21 protein-coding genes and 1 pseudogene are annotated in these 21,163 nt (G+C 39.9%); 6 read left to right on the top strand and 16 right to left on the bottom strand.

Annotated features, from left to right (window positions below; translation table 11 throughout):
- Positions 1 to 57 precede the first annotated feature (57 nt).
- Together AC1VYS_RS08060 and AC1VYS_RS08055 are read right to left on the bottom strand one after the other, a co-directional pair.
- The gene (locus tag AC1VYS_RS08060; RefSeq protein WP_482913784.1) at positions 58 to 360 is read right to left on the bottom strand and encodes a hypothetical protein; all 303 of its coding nucleotides are present in this window, start codon (positions 358 to 360) and stop codon (positions 58 to 60) included.
- A 37-nt stretch (positions 361 to 397) separates the two neighbouring features.
- The gene (locus tag AC1VYS_RS08055; RefSeq protein ID WP_482913783.1) at positions 398 to 583 is read right to left on the bottom strand and encodes an aspartyl-phosphate phosphatase Spo0E family protein; all 186 of its coding nucleotides are present in this window, start codon (positions 581 to 583) and stop codon (positions 398 to 400) included.
- A gap of 163 nt (positions 584 to 746) precedes the next feature.
- On the opposite strand from AC1VYS_RS08055, the gene AC1VYS_RS08050 reads away from it, so the two are divergent.
- From AC1VYS_RS08050 to AC1VYS_RS08040, 3 genes and pseudogenes are all read left to right on the top strand, one after another.
- On the top strand, positions 747 to 998 hold the full coding sequence (locus tag AC1VYS_RS08050) for a helix-turn-helix domain-containing protein (protein ID WP_482913782.1): 252 nt from the start codon (positions 747 to 749) through the stop codon (positions 996 to 998).
- Positions 999 to 1,546: 548 nt separating this feature from the next.
- Positions 1,547 to 3,232, top strand: coding sequence for a hypothetical protein (locus AC1VYS_RS08045; protein ID WP_482913781.1), 1,686 nt, complete (start codon positions 1,547 to 1,549; stop codon positions 3,230 to 3,232).
- A 33-nt stretch (positions 3,233 to 3,265) separates the two neighbouring features.
- Positions 3,266 to 3,367, top strand: a pseudogene (locus tag AC1VYS_RS08040) (IS5/IS1182 family transposase); the annotation flags it as partial.
- 322 nt (positions 3,368 to 3,689) lie between these two features.
- Here the strand turns inward: AC1VYS_RS08040 and AC1VYS_RS08035 are convergent.
- The 7 genes from AC1VYS_RS08035 to AC1VYS_RS08005 form a co-directional block, all read right to left on the bottom strand.
- Positions 3,690 to 4,601 (bottom strand): hypothetical protein, encoded by a 912-nt coding sequence (locus AC1VYS_RS08035; protein WP_482913780.1) that lies wholly within the window; start codon positions 4,599 to 4,601, stop codon positions 3,690 to 3,692.
- A 202-nt stretch (positions 4,602 to 4,803) separates the two neighbouring features.
- A complete protein-coding gene (locus tag AC1VYS_RS08030; RefSeq protein WP_482913779.1) occupies positions 4,804 to 5,643 on the bottom strand; it encodes a hypothetical protein in 840 nt (279 codons plus the stop codon).
- A gap of 307 nt (positions 5,644 to 5,950) precedes the next feature.
- On the bottom strand, positions 5,951 to 6,259 hold the full coding sequence (locus tag AC1VYS_RS08025; RefSeq protein ID WP_482913778.1) for a hypothetical protein: 309 nt from the start codon (positions 6,257 to 6,259) through the stop codon (positions 5,951 to 5,953).
- 272 nt (positions 6,260 to 6,531) lie between these two features.
- Positions 6,532 to 6,945 carry a hypothetical protein gene (locus AC1VYS_RS08020; RefSeq protein WP_482913777.1) on the bottom strand — a complete coding sequence of 138 codons (414 nt, stop codon included), beginning with the start codon at positions 6,943 to 6,945 and terminating at the stop codon, positions 6,532 to 6,534.
- Between the two features lie 497 nt (positions 6,946 to 7,442).
- Entirely contained in the window at positions 7,443 to 8,279 is an 837-nt protein-coding gene (locus AC1VYS_RS08015; RefSeq protein WP_145412161.1) for a carbohydrate ABC transporter permease, read from the bottom strand.
- Positions 8,280 to 8,295: 16 nt separating this feature from the next.
- Positions 8,296 to 9,231 carry a carbohydrate ABC transporter permease gene (locus tag AC1VYS_RS08010; RefSeq protein ID WP_482934498.1) on the bottom strand — a complete coding sequence of 312 codons (936 nt, stop codon included), beginning with the start codon at positions 9,229 to 9,231 and terminating at the stop codon, positions 8,296 to 8,298.
- 70 nt (positions 9,232 to 9,301) lie between these two features.
- Positions 9,302 to 10,552: an ABC transporter substrate-binding protein gene (locus AC1VYS_RS08005; RefSeq protein WP_482913775.1), complete on the bottom strand. Its 1,251-nt coding sequence runs from the start codon at positions 10,550 to 10,552 to the stop codon at positions 9,302 to 9,304.
- A gap of 367 nt (positions 10,553 to 10,919) precedes the next feature.
- On the opposite strand from AC1VYS_RS08005, the gene AC1VYS_RS08000 reads away from it, so the two are divergent.
- The gene (locus AC1VYS_RS08000) at positions 10,920 to 11,378 is read left to right on the top strand and encodes a DUF6557 family protein (protein WP_482913774.1); all 459 of its coding nucleotides are present in this window, start codon (positions 10,920 to 10,922) and stop codon (positions 11,376 to 11,378) included.
- Positions 11,379 to 11,858: 480 nt separating this feature from the next.
- Here AC1VYS_RS08000 and AC1VYS_RS07995 read toward each other — a convergent pair whose 3' ends face one another.
- Entirely contained in the window at positions 11,859 to 12,983 is a 1,125-nt protein-coding gene (locus AC1VYS_RS07995; RefSeq protein WP_482913773.1) for a GntR family transcriptional regulator, read from the bottom strand.
- A gap of 600 nt (positions 12,984 to 13,583) precedes the next feature.
- Positions 13,584 to 15,305, bottom strand: a complete 1,722-nt coding sequence (locus AC1VYS_RS07990) for a helix-turn-helix domain-containing protein (RefSeq protein ID WP_482913772.1) — start codon at positions 15,303 to 15,305, stop codon at positions 13,584 to 13,586.
- A gap of 428 nt (positions 15,306 to 15,733) precedes the next feature.
- Here AC1VYS_RS07990 and AC1VYS_RS07985 point away from each other — a divergent pair, with 428 nt between their 5' ends.
- A complete protein-coding gene (locus AC1VYS_RS07985) occupies positions 15,734 to 16,369 on the top strand; it encodes an ATP-binding cassette domain-containing protein (protein WP_482914945.1) in 636 nt (211 codons plus the stop codon).
- 651 nt (positions 16,370 to 17,020) lie between these two features.
- Here the strand turns inward: AC1VYS_RS07985 and AC1VYS_RS07980 are convergent.
- The 5 genes from AC1VYS_RS07980 to AC1VYS_RS07960 form a co-directional block, all read right to left on the bottom strand.
- A complete protein-coding gene (locus AC1VYS_RS07980) occupies positions 17,021 to 17,371 on the bottom strand; it encodes a hypothetical protein (RefSeq protein ID WP_482913771.1) in 351 nt (116 codons plus the stop codon).
- A 45-nt stretch (positions 17,372 to 17,416) separates the two neighbouring features.
- Positions 17,417 to 18,193: a ferric iron reductase gene (locus AC1VYS_RS07975; protein WP_482913770.1), complete on the bottom strand. Its 777-nt coding sequence runs from the start codon at positions 18,191 to 18,193 to the stop codon at positions 17,417 to 17,419.
- A 1-nt stretch (position 18,194) separates the two neighbouring features.
- Positions 18,195 to 19,235 carry an ABC transporter substrate-binding protein gene (locus AC1VYS_RS07970; protein ID WP_482913769.1) on the bottom strand — a complete coding sequence of 347 codons (1,041 nt, stop codon included), beginning with the start codon at positions 19,233 to 19,235 and terminating at the stop codon, positions 18,195 to 18,197.
- A gap of 151 nt (positions 19,236 to 19,386) precedes the next feature.
- Positions 19,387 to 19,665, bottom strand: coding sequence for a hypothetical protein (locus AC1VYS_RS07965; protein ID WP_482913768.1), 279 nt, complete (start codon positions 19,663 to 19,665; stop codon positions 19,387 to 19,389).
- A gap of 26 nt (positions 19,666 to 19,691) precedes the next feature.
- Positions 19,692 to 20,252 (bottom strand): TetR/AcrR family transcriptional regulator, encoded by a 561-nt coding sequence (locus AC1VYS_RS07960; RefSeq protein ID WP_482913767.1) that lies wholly within the window; start codon positions 20,250 to 20,252, stop codon positions 19,692 to 19,694.
- Between the two features lie 186 nt (positions 20,253 to 20,438).
- On the opposite strand from AC1VYS_RS07960, the gene AC1VYS_RS07955 reads away from it, so the two are divergent.
- Positions 20,439 to 21,140, top strand: a complete 702-nt coding sequence (locus tag AC1VYS_RS07955) for an NAD(P)-dependent oxidoreductase (RefSeq protein ID WP_482913766.1) — start codon at positions 20,439 to 20,441, stop codon at positions 21,138 to 21,140.
- Positions 21,141 to 21,163: the final 23 nt, after the last annotated feature.

The following is a 21,163-nucleotide window of genomic DNA, read 5'->3' as shown; positions in this document are numbered from 1 at the left end:
GTTTTTAAGTGTAGATCAGGGTCGCTCCCCCATGACTTATGGGTTCGCGTTAGTGGATCAGGCCTTCGTATCATTCTCCTCCGGCATCGACTGACTCAGCAACGATACAGTGAGTCGAATGCCATCTCGTAGCCCCTGCATGTACAACCGTTCATTCTCTATGCCTTTGCTGACAATGTTACGATTCTCCCATTCAATGTATTCAGGTGTTAGCTCAACCTCCTCGCCAGCAAACAAAGCCTCAAACGCTTCATCTGTTTCCCCACGTACCCGATTAAGTTCAGGATCATGCTCGATCTGGGCAGTCACCTCATCCAGCCTTGCCTGAATCGCTCGCTGCATCCACCGCGGAAAATCCATAGCTTCTCCTCCCCCACGCATTTATGTACTTCGCTCATTAACGTACCACTCGGCTATGCTTCGCTTTCATTTCACTCACTTGTGCCACCAGTTCATCCACCCTTCGGCTCTGTTCCTGAACCGCGGGATTGTCCCACAACGGAATCGCTTGCTTCAAGGATGCCTCACCAAGCTGATTAAGCTTGCGCCGTTCCTCTTCCAATACGTCAAGCAACCGGCTCATACATGCACCTCTCTGATGGGTCTAAACTGCGCCATGTCTTGTTAAGACTAGACATAAGCAATCATTTTAATGCGATTATCGGTTTATTTTATTTTAATTCGATATCCGCATTAAAACAACCATTATTTCTCATACAATGTGGTTGAAATGAGAGGTGTACATAATGAAGCATAGACAAGAACCACCTGGCGACAAAAATATCATCGGCTCCAAAGTAGTAGCTATCCGTAAAAGTAAAGGCATCAAACAACGTGAATTCTTAGCCAGGCTACAAACATTGGGTTTGGATATCAGTCAGACCAGTCTTTCACGTTTGGAGGGTCAATATCGTCTCGTTCAAGATTATGAAGTGTTGGTTATTGCCAAGGCATTGGAGGTTTCTGTGGGGTATTTGCTAGGGGAAGGGACAGGGTAAGTTTTAGAGGGATCAACTAATCGCACAAAATCCACCTACACACTTTGTAAACCCTTATGTTAGTAGTTTTTAAACAAAATAGAGACAGAGAAAAACAAACTTGAGGATAATGTTAGCAATAAGTAGTTTGGGTTCGGGATAAGAGCATAAATATCAATAAATCATAATAAATAATTCTCAAAGAATCGCTTTTATTGCTGAAATTTATGTAAAAATATATAAATTTAACAATTTTTAAATCTGGTGGAATATATATCACAAGTTGAAAGTTCAGACGGGGATAAATTTAATAGAAATGTTTTGCCCAACACGTCTTTATTACAGATGTTCGTCTAGAATAATTTAAATAAGCAAAGTAGTGTGGGGCTTGTTGTATAATTTTTAATGCTAAGCTAAAAATACTTGCGGTTTTACAGTTACCCTAAACTTATTTAGGAAATAATTATTCAAAGTCCTTTCACTTCCTCTAAACAAAACCGGAGACTTTTTTTTGATTTCAGTTCATTTTCTACTCTTAATTTATTTTATATAAAAGGAATGTTTAAAACATGAATTTTAAAGCATTTACTAAATACGATATATACACATTTAATGCTTCCCAGTACTCTTCTGTAGTGAACAATGTAAAGAAATCAAAAGGCTTTTTATGTTATGTAGATAGTAAAAACAAGCAAGGCAAGGTAAATACTCGTTTTGAGAATTATTTAAATGAAAAGCGACAGATGTATTTGTTGTTTTATCCTAAAAAGGATAATGCCAACTACGAACATGTTTATCGTTCAATTTTAAGTAATTCAGCTGTATCAAAAAACAGACTAAAAGCTCTTTATGACCAACATGGAATAAGCAACGATTATGAAATGGAAAAACAAATTTCATACCATGAAGAGGGACTTTCAATATCCACAAATCTAATTTACCTAGAAGAAGAAAAAATGCTGGAAGATGCTAAGGTAGTGAGTGAGAGTTTTGAGAAAATTGATAATGCTTACATGAGTGATTTTTTTAACGAATCAGAAAAAACAAGGTTTTTATTGCTTCCCTTTTTGTCGACTTATAGAGGCGAAAAAGTCACACCCCATGTTATTGCTACTGTTTATAAATCAGGTGTTATTACAGTTCAGACTGTGATAACTATGAATGAGGAGGAGCTTCAAGCACCGCAAGAACCTCCTATTACTTTGTATTTTGAAAATGTTGAATTTTATGAAATAAATAAAGAATATACATTAAAGAACCTCTGGTTGAAGAGAAAAAAAGACATTGCTACTATCTACGATATACATGAGCATTACCATTCTTATTTAAGTACTATAACTCAAGTGATATTAACGACTGACAAAAATCATAGTCGTTATTCTTGGGTTATAGCAGATTTAAATTTCAAAAAAAATAAAGGATTCGAAAATTTTTTGAACGATAATAAGCAAACTTTAGTTGGTTATTTAAAAAATACAGTTCCTGAAGTAACGGAACGATATTCAAAGGACAACCTAGAAAGATTTTTCTCAGATACGTTAATTGAACAGACAAATGCCCATGGTTTTTATTGTGCAAAGCAAGGTGCATTATTAATATATGGTACCAATATGTTACTTTCATCCATTAAAAAGCAGTTAGAACCTTATCGCGAACAATTAAAAAAAGAAGGTTTATATGATCAAGAAGTCTTAGAATACGCTCAAACCATAGTTTTTCACAGTATGTTTGAATATTTGCGCTTTTATGAGCTAACTCTCGTGAAAAAATTTTTTGCTAAAACAATATTAGAAGGTTTGTCGAAATCAGTTTATAAAAAAGTTAAAGATTTTTCAAAAATAAAAAATGACTTAAATATGCTTGAAGTAACTTACAATGATAATTTAATTTTTCAAGCAGAAGGGTCGCCAAAAGAAATGTACAAAACATTGTTAGAAAGATCAGGAGCAAATGAAACTGTAGAAGTAATTGAAAAAATTATAAAAAATACTAAAGAAACGATAAGTGAACAAAGAGACTCAAGTATCAAATCTAGTGATTTATATACTACAATATTGACTTCATTTTTAGCTCTTATATTTGGTTTTGCGGGTTTAAAAAGCTTTGTAGATAATGCAATAGCACGTATTCCTGTTGATTTTATCAGCAAATTTGTATCTAATCATCCTTATCGAACTACATTCGGACTGTGGCTGATTCTTTTAATAGTCTTGGGATGGCTAAATGTTAATAAAATCAAATCTTATCAAAAATAAATTCCTCAAAATTTCTAAGAAGAACAAGGTTTGTTTAACAAGCTGAAAAATTGTCGTAGGCTGGCTATACGTTATGATAAGTTGGCGACTTCATTTTTCGCTTTTTCATCGCTGGCTGCGATTTTTTATGGTTAGCTTGGATTTGAAGACAAGCCTTAGCAAAATTGTATATCGAAATTTTGGGATCATATGCTTCTGATCGAAATTCTTGAATGATTGAATTCAACAAGCCTCTTTCTAAAGTAATTTCGCCTAACGTTCCTTTATTCACGGTCCGACGCATGTCGGATTCCGGCGACTGCCGGACAGAGGATGAATGTCCTAATGCGTGAGCATTTGTTATATGCTACCTGTGTTTTTCAAATTCAACATTTTAATTAATGTTGAATGTAAGTTACAATAATTACAAGCTTTGATTGAATCATTGTGAAACTTTCCACTTAAAAGTATTACTAATTTAAGAATCTTTATTTACGTAATTTTCAAGAAAGTCCTCTAATTGTTTTTCTTCCTTATTACGATCTTCTTCGATTAATCTCCTCCATATATTTGGAGAGTCAGATTCATAATGATCCATAAATTCCATCTTATGAATTAATTCATCTAAGAAAACGTATGAATCTACATCCAACTCTTCGCTTACTTGTGACGAAAAATTATCTAAATCATTAAGTATATATTCATGTCTTTTCACTAAATTTTCTGCCTTTTTAAGTAAGTTTTTTTTATCAATACCGAATGCTGAAACAATTAAATCTTTATCTCTAAATGAATAATTAATAGCTATAGAAAACAAACGCATTTGAAGAAGTATACGAACTACTAAAGTGTAAAAATAAGGTTCTTCTAACTCATCTTGAATAGCTTTAGAAAGTGTTTTCAATTGCTTGTTAAGCTTCAAGTACTGTGACAAGAATACTGAAGATAATTCTATACGACTTCTTACAGAATAAATATTTTTCACTAAAGTTGCTTTTTCCTGACCGTAATTAAACTCCTTCCCGTACTTTTTAGCAATCTCAAAACTCATAATCAGGTTTTGGTCAGCATATGTCAGTTTTCCGCTTATATCTGCCAATATATTATTGAATAGATCATTCGTATTCTCTTTTAGCTGTATATTAAGATGATCTAAAACATATATCTCTAGTTCGTCAATAAATTTATTAGGTGTGATAATGGAATTACTGCATTCAATGTCTATATAATCTACGATTTTATAAATTAATGGCGAGTATAGGTTTTGCAAGCTTTCCTTATTTTGTTTTTCTGTATCACGATTACGTGTCAATTTATGTCCTAAATACTGCCCAGCAAATGCAGCACCAAACGCGCCAGATATGGTCAATAAAGGGGTAATATCAGCCATAAAATACTCCTAATGTATTTTTTAGTTTTAGGAAAAAATCAAACTAGCTTACTCTGTATTTTCCTATTCTTTCAGGTTGCATATAACGTTCTTGTATTCACGACCCGACGAATGTCGGGTATCCGGCGACTGCCGGATCAAGGACGAATGTCCGTAGCGTGAATATTTTGTTATAAGATGTCTCTAGCTTCTTTGAAATCACTCAAGTACGGTTTTTCTCAATGTATTTTTTAATCATCAACTTGGAGATATTTTTGCATTTCTCAAGTTCTTCAACTTCAATGATTTTGTTATTACCTCCATGGGCTACAAATTTATTTCTAGAGTTCACTAGTTTCTTTGCTTCCTTACTATAATCATTCAAGCCTAAATCTATTAAAGCTATAACAATTCTCTTCTTAAGTTCAATAAATCCTAAACTATGTATTGCACTACAGATTTTTTTCAATTTATCGAGATCAATTTCTTTATTTTTCACATACTCTTCTAGTTCTTTTGTTAAGGATTTCAGCTCGGCATCACTAGAAATTTCTTTTTCCTTTTTTCCTGCTTCAAGATATGTGTTTGCAATAACTTCTATTGCTTTGAAAAAGTTCAGAAACGCTTCGTTATGCCATTCTCCTACTTCAATCCCTTTCAAATAAGAATGATAGGCTGTAGTGCCGATATCATTAGAATTATTGATTCCCATAAAAATATCATTAATACTTTCTAACTCTGTTTCTGGAAACGGAACTCTTACTGAAACAGAGCTAGCGAAGCTTGAAACACCAACAAACTTAGAATCTCCATCACCTTTTTCTTGTTGGATATCTATAACGTGAAAACTAATTCTCTCGTTTAAAGTGAATTCCATAGCGCTCAAGACATCTTTCAATTTCATTTCTCCTTGCTTTTCGGCTTCTTGAACACCTTGAGCCTCAACTGTCAGTTCAGCATAATTGACAGCACCATCCCGATAAAAGATTATATTCTTGATTGCGACTCGGTTAAAGAAATTCAAATAAGATTCGATTTTATATCTCAATTTCCAAAAATTCATTTTATATTCTCCTTATTTATTAAATGTTTTTAGGGATTTCTTATAACATCTAATTTATGTACTTCTTAAATACTACACATTCTACCTATATCTGAACTACGTATATGATAACCTATGCAGTGATTTTTGCGAAGAAAAATTTGGTGAAAAAGGGAGATATATTCGATACTCATTCCTTCATGTCTATACGATCCAATGGATTTTGAACACGTCGAGTATTTGTAATGTCGAATCAAAAAGGAAGTCTCTTCTTCATCCCATAGGGAGTCAAGCGACCTTCCGATACCTTCTTAATGGTACTGAACTACTAATTACTATTTTCTGATAGAAAATAGTAAACAATTGAACCAGCTACTATTTCATCCGACGAAATCCCTTTCCCCAAACATATCCCAACATTCTTTTTAACCGCAATCGAATGATTGATCTGAAAAGAAACAACATCATATACCTGCTCTTCCCCATCCACTGTTTTAATCATGATCTGATCACCAATCATCTCTTGTATGGTCGAAGGAAGAAGGTCGTCCAACTCTTCGTTTGCCCCCATCACAATTGTTCCGTATTCAGGTGTATCGAAGACCAAACCTACACCAAACAGCATTTTTGTTTCCATTCTCTGACCTCCTTATCTCTGATCTATGAATAGCTCACCTTTGACATCTCGTACTCGAAGATCGGCTTTATGAAGTCTAACGATGGCATCTCTCAATAAAGCATAACGTTCAATAGAATGGAGTTCAGGTGCAAATCTTGCTACTCGAATGCTTTCTTGAGCTTCATCAAGAGCATAGTTTCTTTTCACAACCTCGGGCTTCAGAAAAATCTGCTTTCGTTAATTACTACTGTCATCGATTATAAAAAAACTACAACTCTTTCAACACTTGATTAAAGTTGTAGCTCCTGGTCCTGATATACTTTCTTCGTTATCATCTTAGTATATTTTAATCTCGTGATTTCGATCAGTTCATCTGGCTGCATCATGTTCAGGATATGACTATCTTTTATTAATATTTTACGATGCCCTCGTCCCAATCCTTTAACGATAATAATATTTGTATCCTTTTTCACATCTACGATTTGTCCAATCGTTACGAATTGTTCTTGGTTCTTGAGATCAAGGTAGGTTAGCAGCCCAAGTATACAAAATATAATAAAACCAGAAATGGATAATCCAGTTGTCCATGCAGGGGGATGATTCACGAAGTAGTTTTTGACAACTAATTGCACACCAATGATAAAAATAAAAAGTATGCTGAAGCCAAATTGCATTTTCAATTTCTTTTCAGCTCTTTCGCTCATAGGCCCTTCCCTTCTAAATCTTTTGCTCCATATCCGTTCAATATCCCACTCTCATTAATGGATCTTTGCGGAGATAAATCACAAAGTCTGGATTTGAAGTATGATATACAACGTTACCAGGCTCTACTCTAAAAAACTCTTTATTCGCATCTTGTTCGGATACACTACGAATTGGTCAGGGAAAAGTTCTCTCTTCCATTTCATGCGCTATACCTCCTATTTTTCTTAATGGATCAACTTTCTATCATTTTAACATATACCCTTACTTCATATATCATTCCTGTATTTATAACATCCGACCTAGTCCAATGTATTCTCACTCGAGTATGTAAAATGTACAAAGAAACCGTCTCCTTGGGTATATGGTCGCTCTCGCTTCCATTTACTACGAAACGGTTTCTTTTGTTTTTCCTCATGAAAAACTGCCTCTCAAGTCTAGGTCTATCCTAACACGCCTTGGTTCCGCATCGCTGGAGCTTCAGTCATACCCATGATGTTCAACCTTTTATACCGCTAAATGTAATACCGCTAATAAACGTCTTTTGAAGAAAAAAGAACAACACAATAATAGGCAATGTCATCAAGGTGGATACGGCCATTAATAGACCCCATTCGGAACCCTTTTGACTCTGGAATTGCTGCAATCCAAGCGAAACCGTGTAAGATGGTTCATTGGTTAAATAGAGCAAGGGGCCCATGAAATCAGTCCAGCTCCCCATAAATTGAAACAAAGCCACGGCTAATACGGCGGATTTGGCTAGTGGAAACATGATCTGTAAATATATGCGGAACTCACTAGCACCGTCTAAGCGGGCCGCTTCGCGCAGGGCATCAGGCAGTCCCATGAAAAACTGCCGCAATAGAAAAATGTAAATAGGCACTCCAAAAAATTGGGGTACAATCAGTGGAAGAGCTGTTCCTACCCAACCTAATTTAGTAAACAACAGGAACAGCGGAATCATCGTCACCTGTCCGGGAATCATCATAACAGCGAGGGTTACAAAGAAAAGTAAACCTCTCCCACGGTACTCTAACTTGGCAAAACTATATGCAACCAAGGGACAGGATATGATCACACCAAGCGTACTAGCGATGGTTATAATGGCTGTGTTTTTCAGATATGTCCAAAATGGGATATACTCCACGGCACGGGAATAATTACTCCACAGAATGGGACTCGGAATCCACTCGGGCGGGAATGTAAAGATTTGTGTGAGTGGTTTAAGAGAAGTCGAAAGCAGCCAAATGAACGGAGTAATGAAAAATGCAGAAGCAACAATTAGACATAAATAGGCTAACGCCCGATTGATTCTTTTGATCGCGATAGGACTCATCCCTTACTTCCCCTCCTTATTTCCCTTGATAATGAACCCAGCGTTTAGACGTAATAAAAATAATTCCGGTTAATGCCATAACGATAATAAATAAGATCCAGGCCATGGCGGAGGCATAACCCATTTTGAAATACCTGAATCCGTTCTCATATAAATACATGACGTAAAAAGTCATGGAATTCGCAGGAGTTCCTTGCCCTTTGGTCAACGTATAGGGAAGAGTAAACTGTTGGAATGCACCGATCATCCCCATGACAAGGTTGTAAAAAATAACGGGAGTGAGCAAAGGCAGGGTTACCTTTCTCGTTTTCTGAAACCAGTTAGCTCCATCGATTTGTGCCGCTTCATAGTACTCATCAGGGATATCTCCTAGTCCAGCAAGGTAGATAACAACCGCTTGTCCAATACCCCAAAGCGACATCAGAATGAGCGAAGGCTTGGACCACGACTCACCACCAAGCCAAGAAGGCCCATCGATACCGATATGCGCCAGCATCCCGTTAACCAATCCGAAGTTTGGGTGTAACAGCCACATCCACAGAACAGCCAGAGCCACTTGTGGCACAAGCGTAGGTAAGAAAAAGATCGTTCTGAATACAGCCATACCCTTGACCTTCATATTCAACATCATAGCGAGTGCCACACCGAAGAATATACTTAATGGAACAAAAAATACGGTAAAATAAATCGTGTTGGATATGGATTTCCAAAACAGAGGATCCTGGAAAAGATCTCGATAATTATTCATCCCGACAAATTCACCCGGCTGCAGAATGCTGTAAGTCGTGAAGCTGAAGTAGATGGACATGAGCATCGGAATTGCATAAAAGCACAGCAGCCCTATAGCCCAAGGGGAAGCAAACAGCCACCCAATCACGTTAGTTCTGTGAAGTGCCCGTTTCCTTGCCGATGGAATTGCGCTTACTTGAACGGAATCGGCTGGTTTCGCCATGTGCATTCTCCTTCCAATTGTCATTCATGAATAGGCAAGGAGAAGATTCGCTCCCTGCCTACCGAGCACCCTATTTGTCGTATTTTTCTAAAGCCTTATTAACCGTCTCTGTTACTCGATCCAGGTTCTCTTTCGGAGTACCGTTGCCGCGGGTAGCCTTTTCCGTAGCAGAAGCTAACTCATTCCACAGCAGCTGTCCTTCAGGAATAACCGGGCGGTTGTGTGAATTGGGCAAAATATTAATAAATTCCTTCATGATCGGATCGTCCTTGTAACCGTATTTGTCGTTAACCGAATCGATAACGGAAATTTGAGAGTCGGCGTTTAATAACGTTTGCCCCTCTTCTTTCCCTAAGAATTCGAGGAATTTCCAAGCAGCAGCGACGTTTTTGGCCCCTTTAGGAATAATAGCGGAGCCGCCTCCTGACCATGTCGTGAAATCCGCTCCCGTTGGAGTCGGTATCGGTGCAACGCCGTAATTGAGATCCGGCTTAAATTTTTCGATCCCCTTAACCGTAAAGTTTCCACTGATCTTCATGCTGACTTGACCGGAAATGAAGGGATCCATTTCCTCCGTGCCAGCTGCGCTTGTGAATCCGGCAATATCCTCGACATTGTATTTTTGGCCGAAGTCAGTCATCCATTGCAGCGCTTCAACGACTTTAGGATCATTTGCAGTAATTTTGCCGGTGGCAGCGTCCTGGAATTCTCCTCCAAATGCCCATCCCCAAGTATAAAGCCAGCCTTGCGAATACCACGGGATGAACCCGATCCGTTTGAAACGTTTACCTTCCTTGATGGTTAACTTATCGGCGGCCGCTTCAAGCTCGGCGATCGTTTGCGGTGGTTTGTTGGGATCCAGCCCTACTTCTTTGAAATGATCCTTATTGTAAAATAGCAGGCGAGAATCCGTATCCATCGGTATGGCATAAAGCTTTCCTTGATAACTGGATTCCTCCCAAGCAAATGGATAATACATTTCCTTACGAATTCCGGATTCTGCTGCCATCGAGGATAAGTCAGTCAGCGAACCTTGCGCAGCCCACGTACCGACCTTAAATCGGTCGAAAAGTGCAACATCAGGCGGATTGCCGCCTGCGACCGCAGTCAGCAGCTTCTGATCGGATCCCTCGCTGGATTCCGTGTAAACCAATTTCATTTTGATGGTAGGGTTTTTCTCCTCAAATGCCTTCACGACTTTATTCATATTATCTAAATCAATGGAGGTAAGGCCATGCCACATCGTAACCGTTGTATTCCCCTCTCCGTCCGGACCGCCAGAGCCTGCCTTTGTTGAGCAAGCAGTTAGAAGTAGTAACATAGCCAGAAAGTAAACAAGAATTGGAAATGCGATTTTTTGGATTTCCTCATTCAAAGTCCCCCTTAAGTTAAATGAATTCGTTTAACTTGAATTCCTATAGCATCCACTTCCTTTTCTGATCAATCCACAATTTATGTAAGCGCTAACAAGATTGGTGATATGAACGATTTGAAATCAGAAAATGATGAACGAAGTGAATTGGTTATAAGAATCCTACTAGTTGTTACACTAGATATACTAAGTATATTAATATGACATTACAAATCCTGTCAATTGCAATATTACGACATGAATAGGTATGACGTATGACTATAATTAGTTATCGAAAACCATTGCAAAGAGCTAGAAAATTAAGGAGTTAATGCTCATGACTACTTTTAAAGATTTATTACATAAAGTTGAATTTGATGAAGTGTGGGATCGATATATTTCTTATTATCCTGATTATATTGACCAAAAGAATTATTTAAGATCAATATTTAATGATTTGTTATTAAAAGATACAAGTACCAACGAAGAGAATATGATCATATATATCGATAAACAAGAATCAGAAGATTTTTCTGAATATTCATTTAATGATGAGGTAGAGATTGAAGAATATCGAGTTCATGGAAAGAATAATTCTACAGAGTGGTTAGGTTACTGGGATTTATCAGCTTCCAGGTGGGATGAATGGCTTGGATATTTTATTGACATGAAAGTATTAAATAGATTTAGAAATGAACAAATAGTAGCGTTATGTCTATATGAAATGACTTGGTTTGGATATTCAGAAGTAGATATTGCAAATAAATTGAACAACCTAGGAAATGAAGAAGAATAATTTATCGGGGATAATTCATAGATGACAATGGCATCCGATAACACTATATTCACGCTTGGGGCCATCCGGCCCTTGGTCCGGCAGAGGCATTTCGGGGAAGCTGGAGCAACCGGACAACCTTGCACTGGCTAAGTCCGTCAGACCCGCGCTGCGCGCTTAAGCCAGTGAGGGTTCGTGAATACAACAACGATATGTGAATCGATGTTTCGAGGTTCATGAATCTCCGGTCTCCCAACCTATTCCCTGATGTGAAAAAAGCTTTACCATAAGAAAAACGGCTATCGACATACTTCACAGAAGATAGAAGATGGACGACATCTAGAAGAAGTTTTTCCTGCGATATCAGGTCCGGAAGGTCCAAGCTTTGAAGTTGTTCATATTTCTAATATCAAAAAAAAGTGCCGATAAGCCCCTGAGGACTTCTCGACACATTGAAAAATATCCTTGATTTTGTTGGGTTGCACTGAGCTTGTATTCACCCTATGTGTTATTTTTCACGACCATACGATGTTCAATAATGTTCAGCTCGGGAACGGCTGCTCCATGCAGCTGAGAGATTAGCATATCCACTGCCAATTCACCCATCCGCTTCTCATCCTGCTTAATATGAGTGAAGATGGGTTGGCCCAAGTAATCATTCAGGGAGTCGAAACAAACAATCTCGAATTCCTCCAGAGATTTCCCCATCGAGTGGATGACTTGAGCCAGCATGGTAGCTATTAGAAATTCCGACGCGACAAATGCCTTTACATCAGGGTATTGTTTCAAAAAATGCTTTATTGTTTCTTTATCGCTTTCAATCGCTGTTCCATTGATGTTCATAGGAAGGGTGCCCTTCAGGTTCGTCAATACATAATCTTTGTTCAAATTCATCCCTTCCTGGGTGAAGGCAAACGTATAACCGAGCAGCCTTTCCTCCAATGTTGAAGTGTTCTCTTCCGGCGGAGATAAAAAGGCAATTTTTTTATGGCCTTTGCTAATCAGATGTCGCGTAAGATCCATGGCTGCTTTCTTATTTTCTGTGTATACCGAACAAACCGGAATTCCTTTTAGATATCTATCGGCCAAAACAATCGGAAACCGATCTAATACAAGCCGAAGCAGTTCCGAATTATAGTGTTGACCATGAATGGGGGTTACGATTAATCCCTTGATGCCTAAACCCATAAATAAGTCGATCGCACGTTTTTCCTCATCCCGATCCCCGCAAGTTCGCTTGATAATGAGTTGATAATTGTGCTCAGCGCTCCGCTTTTCCATCGATCTAAGAAGCCGCAGGCCAAACTCGTCAGAAAAATCCGGTATAATAAAACCGATCAACCGCTTATCATCCTCAGGAACCAAGGTCATTTTTACCTCTGAATAGTGCTTCGGTTCTTGTCCTCCAATTATACTATCGGCCACAAATGAACCTTTTCCTTGTATTCGTTTGATAACCCCGGAATCGGCCAATTTCTCCAGAGCCTTTTTAGATGTAATACGACTGACGCCAAATTGTTCAGCCAACTCTTTTTCAGAAGAGACTCGGTCTCCTTCTTTTAATCGACCTTCTTTGATCTCTTGTACAATATAGACATATATCTGCTCGTATAAATGCAATTCCACAAGACCACCCTGACATCATAATATTAATATACTAAGTATATTACACAAGAAGTCATTCGCAAAGTTAATCAGATTACCGCCGAACTTCTGTGGGCAATCTGCCAGTAACCCACATTCCCATTCAACTGAATGGAGATAATTTCTCCGAACTTTCGTGTATCACTTTATAAATTAACAATTAAATGTAATATAATTGTTAATTTTTATATAATTCACCTTTATAAATTTCGTATAGTGACATTTGTATGTAATGCATATGCATCAAACAATCTCAATTTCAAATAACTTTTAGCATTACATAGTGTGAATAAGGCCTACTCTGCCTTATTCGCGTTTAGTTATTGGAGGCGACTATGCGACAAAAGATATAACACTGCTTTTCTTTTTCATGGGTGGGACGTAAAGTTAGTGAAATCATACTATTATAAATGTACAAAAAAAACCGTCTCCTTTGGTATGTTGCTTCCAAACACTTCCACTTTACCAAGGAACGGTCTCTTTTTGTTTTATCATTTTAGATAATGGGGCAATACCTGATCGTTTACGACTTATGGTACAGCCCCCACGAGTTAGACGTTTCTTATCATCATAAAGCTACTCTCAAGCCAACAACGCCTGCTCAACCTGATCCACAATCCCATTAATCCCCATCGGTCCGTAACAGCCAATCCAGGTTGCCGCATCTAACGAATGTACTCGTTGCTCCTCGCCCCCACCAAGCATTTCCAAAACCCGCTGCTCTGTCGCGGATATCCCATCCTGCATAAGTTCATTACTCAGCAAAAAGTAGTGACTTGCCTGCACTGCGGGTAATCTCTCAACCGAAATATGATAGGCCGTGTCGGAGGTGTCTGCAACAAACAATGGCACAGGCAGACCTAGATCACGGTACAGCACCGCACCTGTGCGATGAGCGGCGGAATGCACACGAACGAGAGAATCCAGCGGACGGATCAGTGCCACACTTTTGCCTTCCAATACCGAGGCCAATTCCTCAGACAGCAAAGCCGTTCTACGAAGATAGTCGGCAATAATCTGCTTGGCTTCTGCTCGCTTACCTGTCAGTTCACCGAACAGACTGAGGATCGTTTGCCAGTTTTCATTACGTTTGAACATCACCACTGGAGCAACCCCGCTTAACCGTTCTAGATACTGCTCATGCACCTCGGTGCAGATAATCAGATCCGGTGCAAGTCGTTCTACCGCAGGCAGATCGGGGTATTCATATGTACCTAGTAACTTAGTATGGTGGAGTCCTGCCCGAAGAGATTGGGGGAAAGATAACACGCTACTTCCTAGTCCGACACTTCCTACCGGTGCCAAGCCCAGCGCCAGCAAATGATCAGCATACTGCACATCAAGGACAGCGATACGCTGCGGTGTTTCGGTGACGGTGTACTCCCCTTGCATATGGCAGATTACCGGGCCTTGGGCTGATTCATAGGATGAAGCTGTGCGGTGTTGCAATAAGGCATTCGCATAGTCTGCATCAGTTCTCGAAGCGGCAGCATACCGATAATGTAGCGGTGGAACGCCGTAATACTTTTTAAATGCTCTGCTGAAATAATACATATCCCGATAGCCCAGCTTGTCGGCAATGTCACCAATCGAAGCATCCGTATGACGCAGTATCCGTGAGGCACTTTCCATGCGCAGCTGAATGACGTACTCCATCGGTCCGAGATGCTTTTCTTGTTTGAAACGGCGCTGCAACTGTCTCACACTACAACCTGCAAGGGCAGCCAGCTCTTTCAGCTCCAGGTTCTGACGATAATGCGACGCAATATAAGAAGCGACCACATCCACCATATCGGACTCCGCGCCCCCCTGACCACGTTCATATGCCATGATCAGCTCGTAGACCATGCCCTGGAGCAAAGCATTGGCATAAAATCGTTCCAGCCCTTCGCCGCGGCGCCATTTGGCCACAATTTTCTCCGCGTTTTCGATCCATTCGGCGTGGGCTGCCGAGTTTTGTACAAAGGATCTGCGCAGCGGATGTTTTCGATACGAAGGCATAACAATAGAGGCTCCCTCCATGGAAGAAGCCTTGTATTTGATCACAATATAATGAATGTCTTCTGATCTGGCCGTCAACGTGTAGGATGATCCCTTCACCGTATGACAGGCAAAAGAAGCTCCAATGTGGCAACCTTCGCCATCCATTGCAAGCTCCCCTTCACCTCCGTATGCCAGCAGCAGCACATTAGAAGTTACATTGGTTTCGTGTAAAACGCTGCCTGTCTGCAAAGTACCGCTATATCCGTCAAGCATCTTGATTGCTGTATCACTCCAACCACTTGTCTGTTCTTGCAGCGGCATTTCTCTCATCTCCTGACAATCGCATCGGTATAATCATTGCTTTTGTCATTGTAGTTGAGATTCTTTCTCATTGTCAATTTTCGGACTCGGCACGGCTCTTCGTCACAGAGATCACCTCAAAGAAATGGTTCAGGCACGATGAGAAAAACGAATATACAGTTGTTAGACGAAACTTAAATAATGTTGATTATAATCTTGTTAATCCATAGAAGTATCCAATCATTTAATAGGTTTCATACATTTTTAACTTGTCTGTATAAGAATCACATGTATAATAGTGGTAATTGTAAGAAAGCTAATACATATGGGAAAATTAGAAATTAAAGAATTGATTTCTAATTCAGAGAAACCGGCTAAATTTAATGAATCTTGGTACTGAAAATGGATATGGTATTTATTGTGGTTTTAAGAGAGGAGGAATTCATGCCATGGTTTTAGATATAAGTGGCTATACGTTAAGAATCAAAAATAATCTCTTGCTTGATCACGCACATTTACATTTTCAACCAGGTGGTGTCAATCATATTGTTGGGAAGAACGGTGTGGGGAAATCCAGACTGGCGAAAGATTTTATTCTAAATAAGAGCGGTTTTTTCCCGAAACACTTGTCCTCAAATCTAACAATAATCTCAAGTTATTCTAATATTCCTGAAGATATTTCCGCCAAATTGCTTTTTAAGATATTAATTAAAAGATATGATCGGATGATGTTGGATCAGCTTAGTGATTTATTGAATATTGAAAATATACCCTCCAACATTCTCATTAAAAATCTAAGTGATGGACAGAAACAGAAGCTTAAGCTGGTATCATTTCTTTTAGAAAATAAGGAAATGATCATACTCGACGAGATCACTAATTCTCTAGATAAAACAACAGTCAATGAGATTCACCAATTTCTTAACATTTATAGCAGACAGCATCCAAACAAAATCATATTGAACATCACTCACAATTTATCAGATCTCAAAAACATCGAGGGAAGATACTTCCTCTTTCAAGACAAAAAGCTAGTGCAATACGAAAACAAAGATCAACTAATAAAAATTTATATTGAGGAATAATGACTATGATTGAATTTGCAAAAAGCCTATTTAATAAAGTATTTATGTTTCTAGCACTTATTTTTGTGTTGTCGTTCTTAATCGGTTGGTTCCTTCCTATTGGTCTTGATAAAGTTACATCGCTAAGTTATCGAGAGTATCTCTTCAGTACCTATACTGTCTTTACTCAATTTGGATTTTTAATGTTCTCGTTTATCATTGCTTTCTTCGTGAATAAGGAATATTCGAATAAAACCATTCTGTTCTATAGGCTGTTATCCTATGACAGTCTTAAATTTTTCTTGAATAAATTCGCCGTACTTTTTATTGAATCTCTTATTTTAATCACAATATTCCTTTCCGTTGTATCTATGGTGTATAAGGATTTTAGTCTGTTTTTTCTAATGTTGTTTTTGTTGACGTCTGTAGTCACACAATACATTCTTATCATTGGAACGATCAGTTTGCTTTCATCTAATATCTTGATGAGTATCGGTTTAAGTATTTTATACTGGATATTGAGTGTCGTTTTAGTAGCCAGTTCGGATAAATTAACATATGTTGCTGTTTTCGACGCTTCGAATTCCCTTTATAGACACGTCAACCAAGTGTTTGCACAAGGAAACAATTTCATTTCTTCAAGCAATGTATTAACGGTTATTGTGTATAATCTTATCTTATTTTTAGTGAGTGTTCTGATCGGTAAACTGATGAACAAACGTTGGTTAAAGCTTGGAATTGACTAAAAAGTTGATGTACACGTTGGAATTTGGGGCAATCTGATAGGAACTTTTTTACACAATTATGTGGATTGTCCCCTCTATAACAGGCAAAAGAAGCTCCAATGTGGCAACCCTCGCCATCCATTGCAAGCTCCCCTTCCCCTACGTATGCCAGCAGCAGCACATTAGAAGTTACATTGGTTTCGTGTAAAACGCTGCCTGTCTGCAAAGTACCGCTATATCCGTCCAGCATCTTGATTGCTGTATCACTCCAACCACTTGTCTGTTCTTGCAGCGGCATTTCTCTCATCTCCTGACAATCGCGTAGGTATAATCATTGCTGTTGTCATTGTAGTTGAGATTCTTTCTCATTGTCAATTTTCGGACATTTGAGGCAATATTCCCCTGACATATGGTACCAGAAACAGCAGGTGAGCCGATCACTTTTGGCAACATGCACATCGTTCTTACACTCGGTAAAACGGGTTAACGGATTCTTCCTCTCACCAAACACTTGCCCAGACGCCACCTGCGTCAGATAGGAGAAGTCCTCTCGAATGATCTTTCGTTCCTGCTCCGTCTCGCCTTCATCAGGAGCGAACAGTCGCCCGATCCGTACCATAATATTCTCCCAAAGAATGCTCATCGAAAGGGGTGCAATCGCAGCCAGTGTCTTTAACAGAGGTGTAAGCTGTACCGCGAACATCTCTTGGACTGCCTTTTCCCGCCAAACGTGTCTGTCTCCCGTCAGCTCTTCAGCCCGAAGCTCGTTCACCGCTAGAAAAGGAAATCGTGTACCCTCCTCATGTTCTTCGAGCTTCGGATGATAGAGAAAGCTGTTCTCCAGCTGAAAGGTTACATGCTGATGATGAAATGTCATCGCAGTCACGAGCGGAGTCGTCCATAGATAGCCAAGTCGCTTGGCTAACATGGAAGCGGCAACCTTCATGTCTGGTGCATCGATATAATGTTGAAACCAGCTGATATACTCTCGGCACGCCTCTTCGTCATGCAGCTCACTCAGCGCAATGCTACGGACACTATGTTCAGGCGGCTCGCCAAGCAAAATCGAATGATCCTCCACCGTCTCTTTCCATGCGTCTGTTGAGAGATATCGGCTCATATTAGTTCGATCCTAGCAGGGCTTCCGATGCCTGATCTACAATCAGGTTAATCGCAAGCGGTCCGTAGTATGCGATCCATAGTGTGGAGTTTACATCATACGTGCGGTTATTTTTCACAGCATCCAGAGACTTCCATACCGGATTGTTTACCATCGCCTCTGCTTCTGCGGCAAACAGTTCATCGGACAGTACAAAGTAACGATCTGCTCCAATCTCTGGCACTTTCTCCATCGAAATCTCTACGGAAGTATCATCCTTGATGCCTTCAACAAGTGCTGGCATTTTCAAGCCCAGGTCATTATACAGAATGCCACCTGTACGGTGCTCGATGCCATGAACACGGATACCTTCTTTACGCGGACGAATCAATGCTACCGTCTCATCACCCAGCTTCTCAGCCAGTTTCGTTTTCATTCCTGCCACTTTCTCTTCATACGCTGTGCGCACTTTCTCTGCTTCGTCTTGCTTGTCCGTAATCTTAGCTACTGTAGCTAACGTATCACGCCAGTCTTCGTAGAAATCGAGTACCAGGGTAGGTGCAATTTTACTTACACTCTCATATTGCTTCTCTTGGAAGTCGGTCATGATGATCAGATCCGGGTCAAGTGCAACAATAGCTTCCAGGTTAGGCTCGTCCCGTGTACCCAGCACTTCAACGCCACTTGCCTGGTCTCCCAAATATTCTGGAAAGTCGGTGTTTCCTCCAGCGATAACACTACCTGCCGGCTTCTCGCCAACCGCTAACATTTGATCCAAAAACTTAACATCCAGCACGGCCACTTTCTTCGGTTTTTCGTTTAGAGTGATATCACCCTTCATACCCTTGATCGTTACTGGAAAAGCACCATCGGTCTTCGTCTCTGTACTCGCAGGTGTATCCGAAGGTGTTGCCGCAGATTGTTTACCGCTATCTGTACCTGTTCCGGCACCGCACGCCGTCAGGACTAGAATCAGGGCCAACATCAAACCCATCAGTAATCGTGATTTGTGAGCAATATAGCCTTTGCTTCCGGCTGCTTGCCCGTTTGTTCCTTGTTTCATTTGTAAATCCCCCTTATGTATACTAGTGATAATGATTTTCATTATCGAAACATAAAGAGAGTATAAACGATCTGTATATCGTGTTACCATGTACTTTTGCGACATTTCAGTCGGACTAATGCGACATCGTGATTGATATTTTACCTATCTACTATGCGCCTTTTAATTTCTCAGCAATGTAAGCCTGTAGACGGTAAATGTCTGCAAGAAGTTCTTCTTCCTCCGGCGTATTGCCATACTCCCCCAACCAGCGCGGTGTGAGGAACTGCCAATCCTCTGTCAGGTATTGCTTTTCATCGCGATACTCCCTAATATGTCCCAGGAAATATTCCAGTGAGCCGAAGGATTGTTTCTGATTATCGTTAATGATGGATTGAGTATTCTCAATGATAGTATGTAACATTTGCTCAATATGCTCTTCTGGATTCATAGTGGATCTCCTCCAAAGGAATATTTTTAAGGATTCATATCCAGATTTCGTTCAAGCATTGCTCCTATTCGTTCAGCCATCACGGAAGGTGGGAGAGGTCTTTCATGCATAAACCACCATTCCACGACCCCAATGATCGCTCCCCCCACAAACTGAACCTCCACAATCTGGTCTTTCATTAATTCGGTGTTTATAACAGCTGGATCGCTCTCGTTCCCGTTCTGTAATTCTTGGATAAAAAAGTCCAGAAACTGCTTCCGAAAAAATGAACTGCCTTTACTCGCCAGCAATGCGGAGAAAAATAAAAAATGCTTCTCAAAGTATTCAAACCACATGAATACCATGTTGTTATAACCCGTGTCCATCTCCGTAGATTCACAGATTTCACGCAAATTCTCGATATGCTCTGTGATGAGTTTGTTCAGAAGATCAAATTTATCCGTGTAATGAAGATAGATCGTTCTGCGGCTGATATCCGCTTTGTCAGAAATGTCCTGGATCGTAATATGATCAAAATCTTTGTTCATCATCAGTTCAGTAACCGCCGTTTTGATCGCTTCTTGCGATTTGCGTATCCTTCTATCCACCTTTACCACCTTATATCACCCTTTTTCTTCATTGTTAATACACATTTTCAAACCATCTGTGCACAATTGCACGCAATCCAGCTTTTTAGCCATTGTAAGATTTTTATTTACATATACCATTATACACAGTTGATAAATAATACATTACTGTGCACTAATGCGCAGTAAGAAATGGAGTTTAACCATATGAAAATCGCAGTCATTGGGGCTACTGGAGGAACGGGAAAAAAAGTGATTGAACGCGCCCTTGCATTGGGGCATGAAGTTATTGCCGTTGCTCGTCGTCCCGAAGCCATTGCTCCAACGGAAGGACTTACCGTTAGAAAAGGGGATGTGTTCGATTTACCTGTTATGATTCAGGCCATTTCAGGGGCAGAAGCTGTCATCAGTTGTATAGGCCCTCCCCTCAATGTATCATCCACCTCCGCCAAGAAGGGCTTGGGTAATCTCAGTGCCGGTTTACGTACAATGAAGGCTAATTTCTCACCAGGCACAGTCATGTCTGAAGGAATCCCAAATATCATAACGGCTTGTCAGCGTACAGGAGTTAAACGTATGGTGATGCAGAGCGGCATTAATTTGAGCGATGGTAGAGAACTTTCTTATGTCAGCAGTCTCGCCGTGCGTCTGATGCGCCGTATTTTTTGGAAGGCCATTCAGGATAAGAGCATCGCGGAACAAGCGCTCATCCAAAGTGATCTCGAATGGGTCATCATGCGTGCATCCGTGCTTCAGTATGCGGAAAGGAACTTGGAGTATACGGCTGGTCCACTCGCTCGCATCAATCCAGTTGCTGCACTTCCTTTTGCAGATTGTGCGGATGGGCTGGTACGTGCGGCAGTCAGCCAGCCCGATTGGACCGGGAAAATTGTGAATATAGGGAGATAGGAAGATAGGTCGTTCGAATTGGA

This window comes from Paenibacillus sp. G34 (assembly GCF_056856875.1).
The sequence above is the reverse complement of the archived record's forward strand: the minus strand, read 5'-3'. Positions and strand labels throughout refer to the sequence as shown.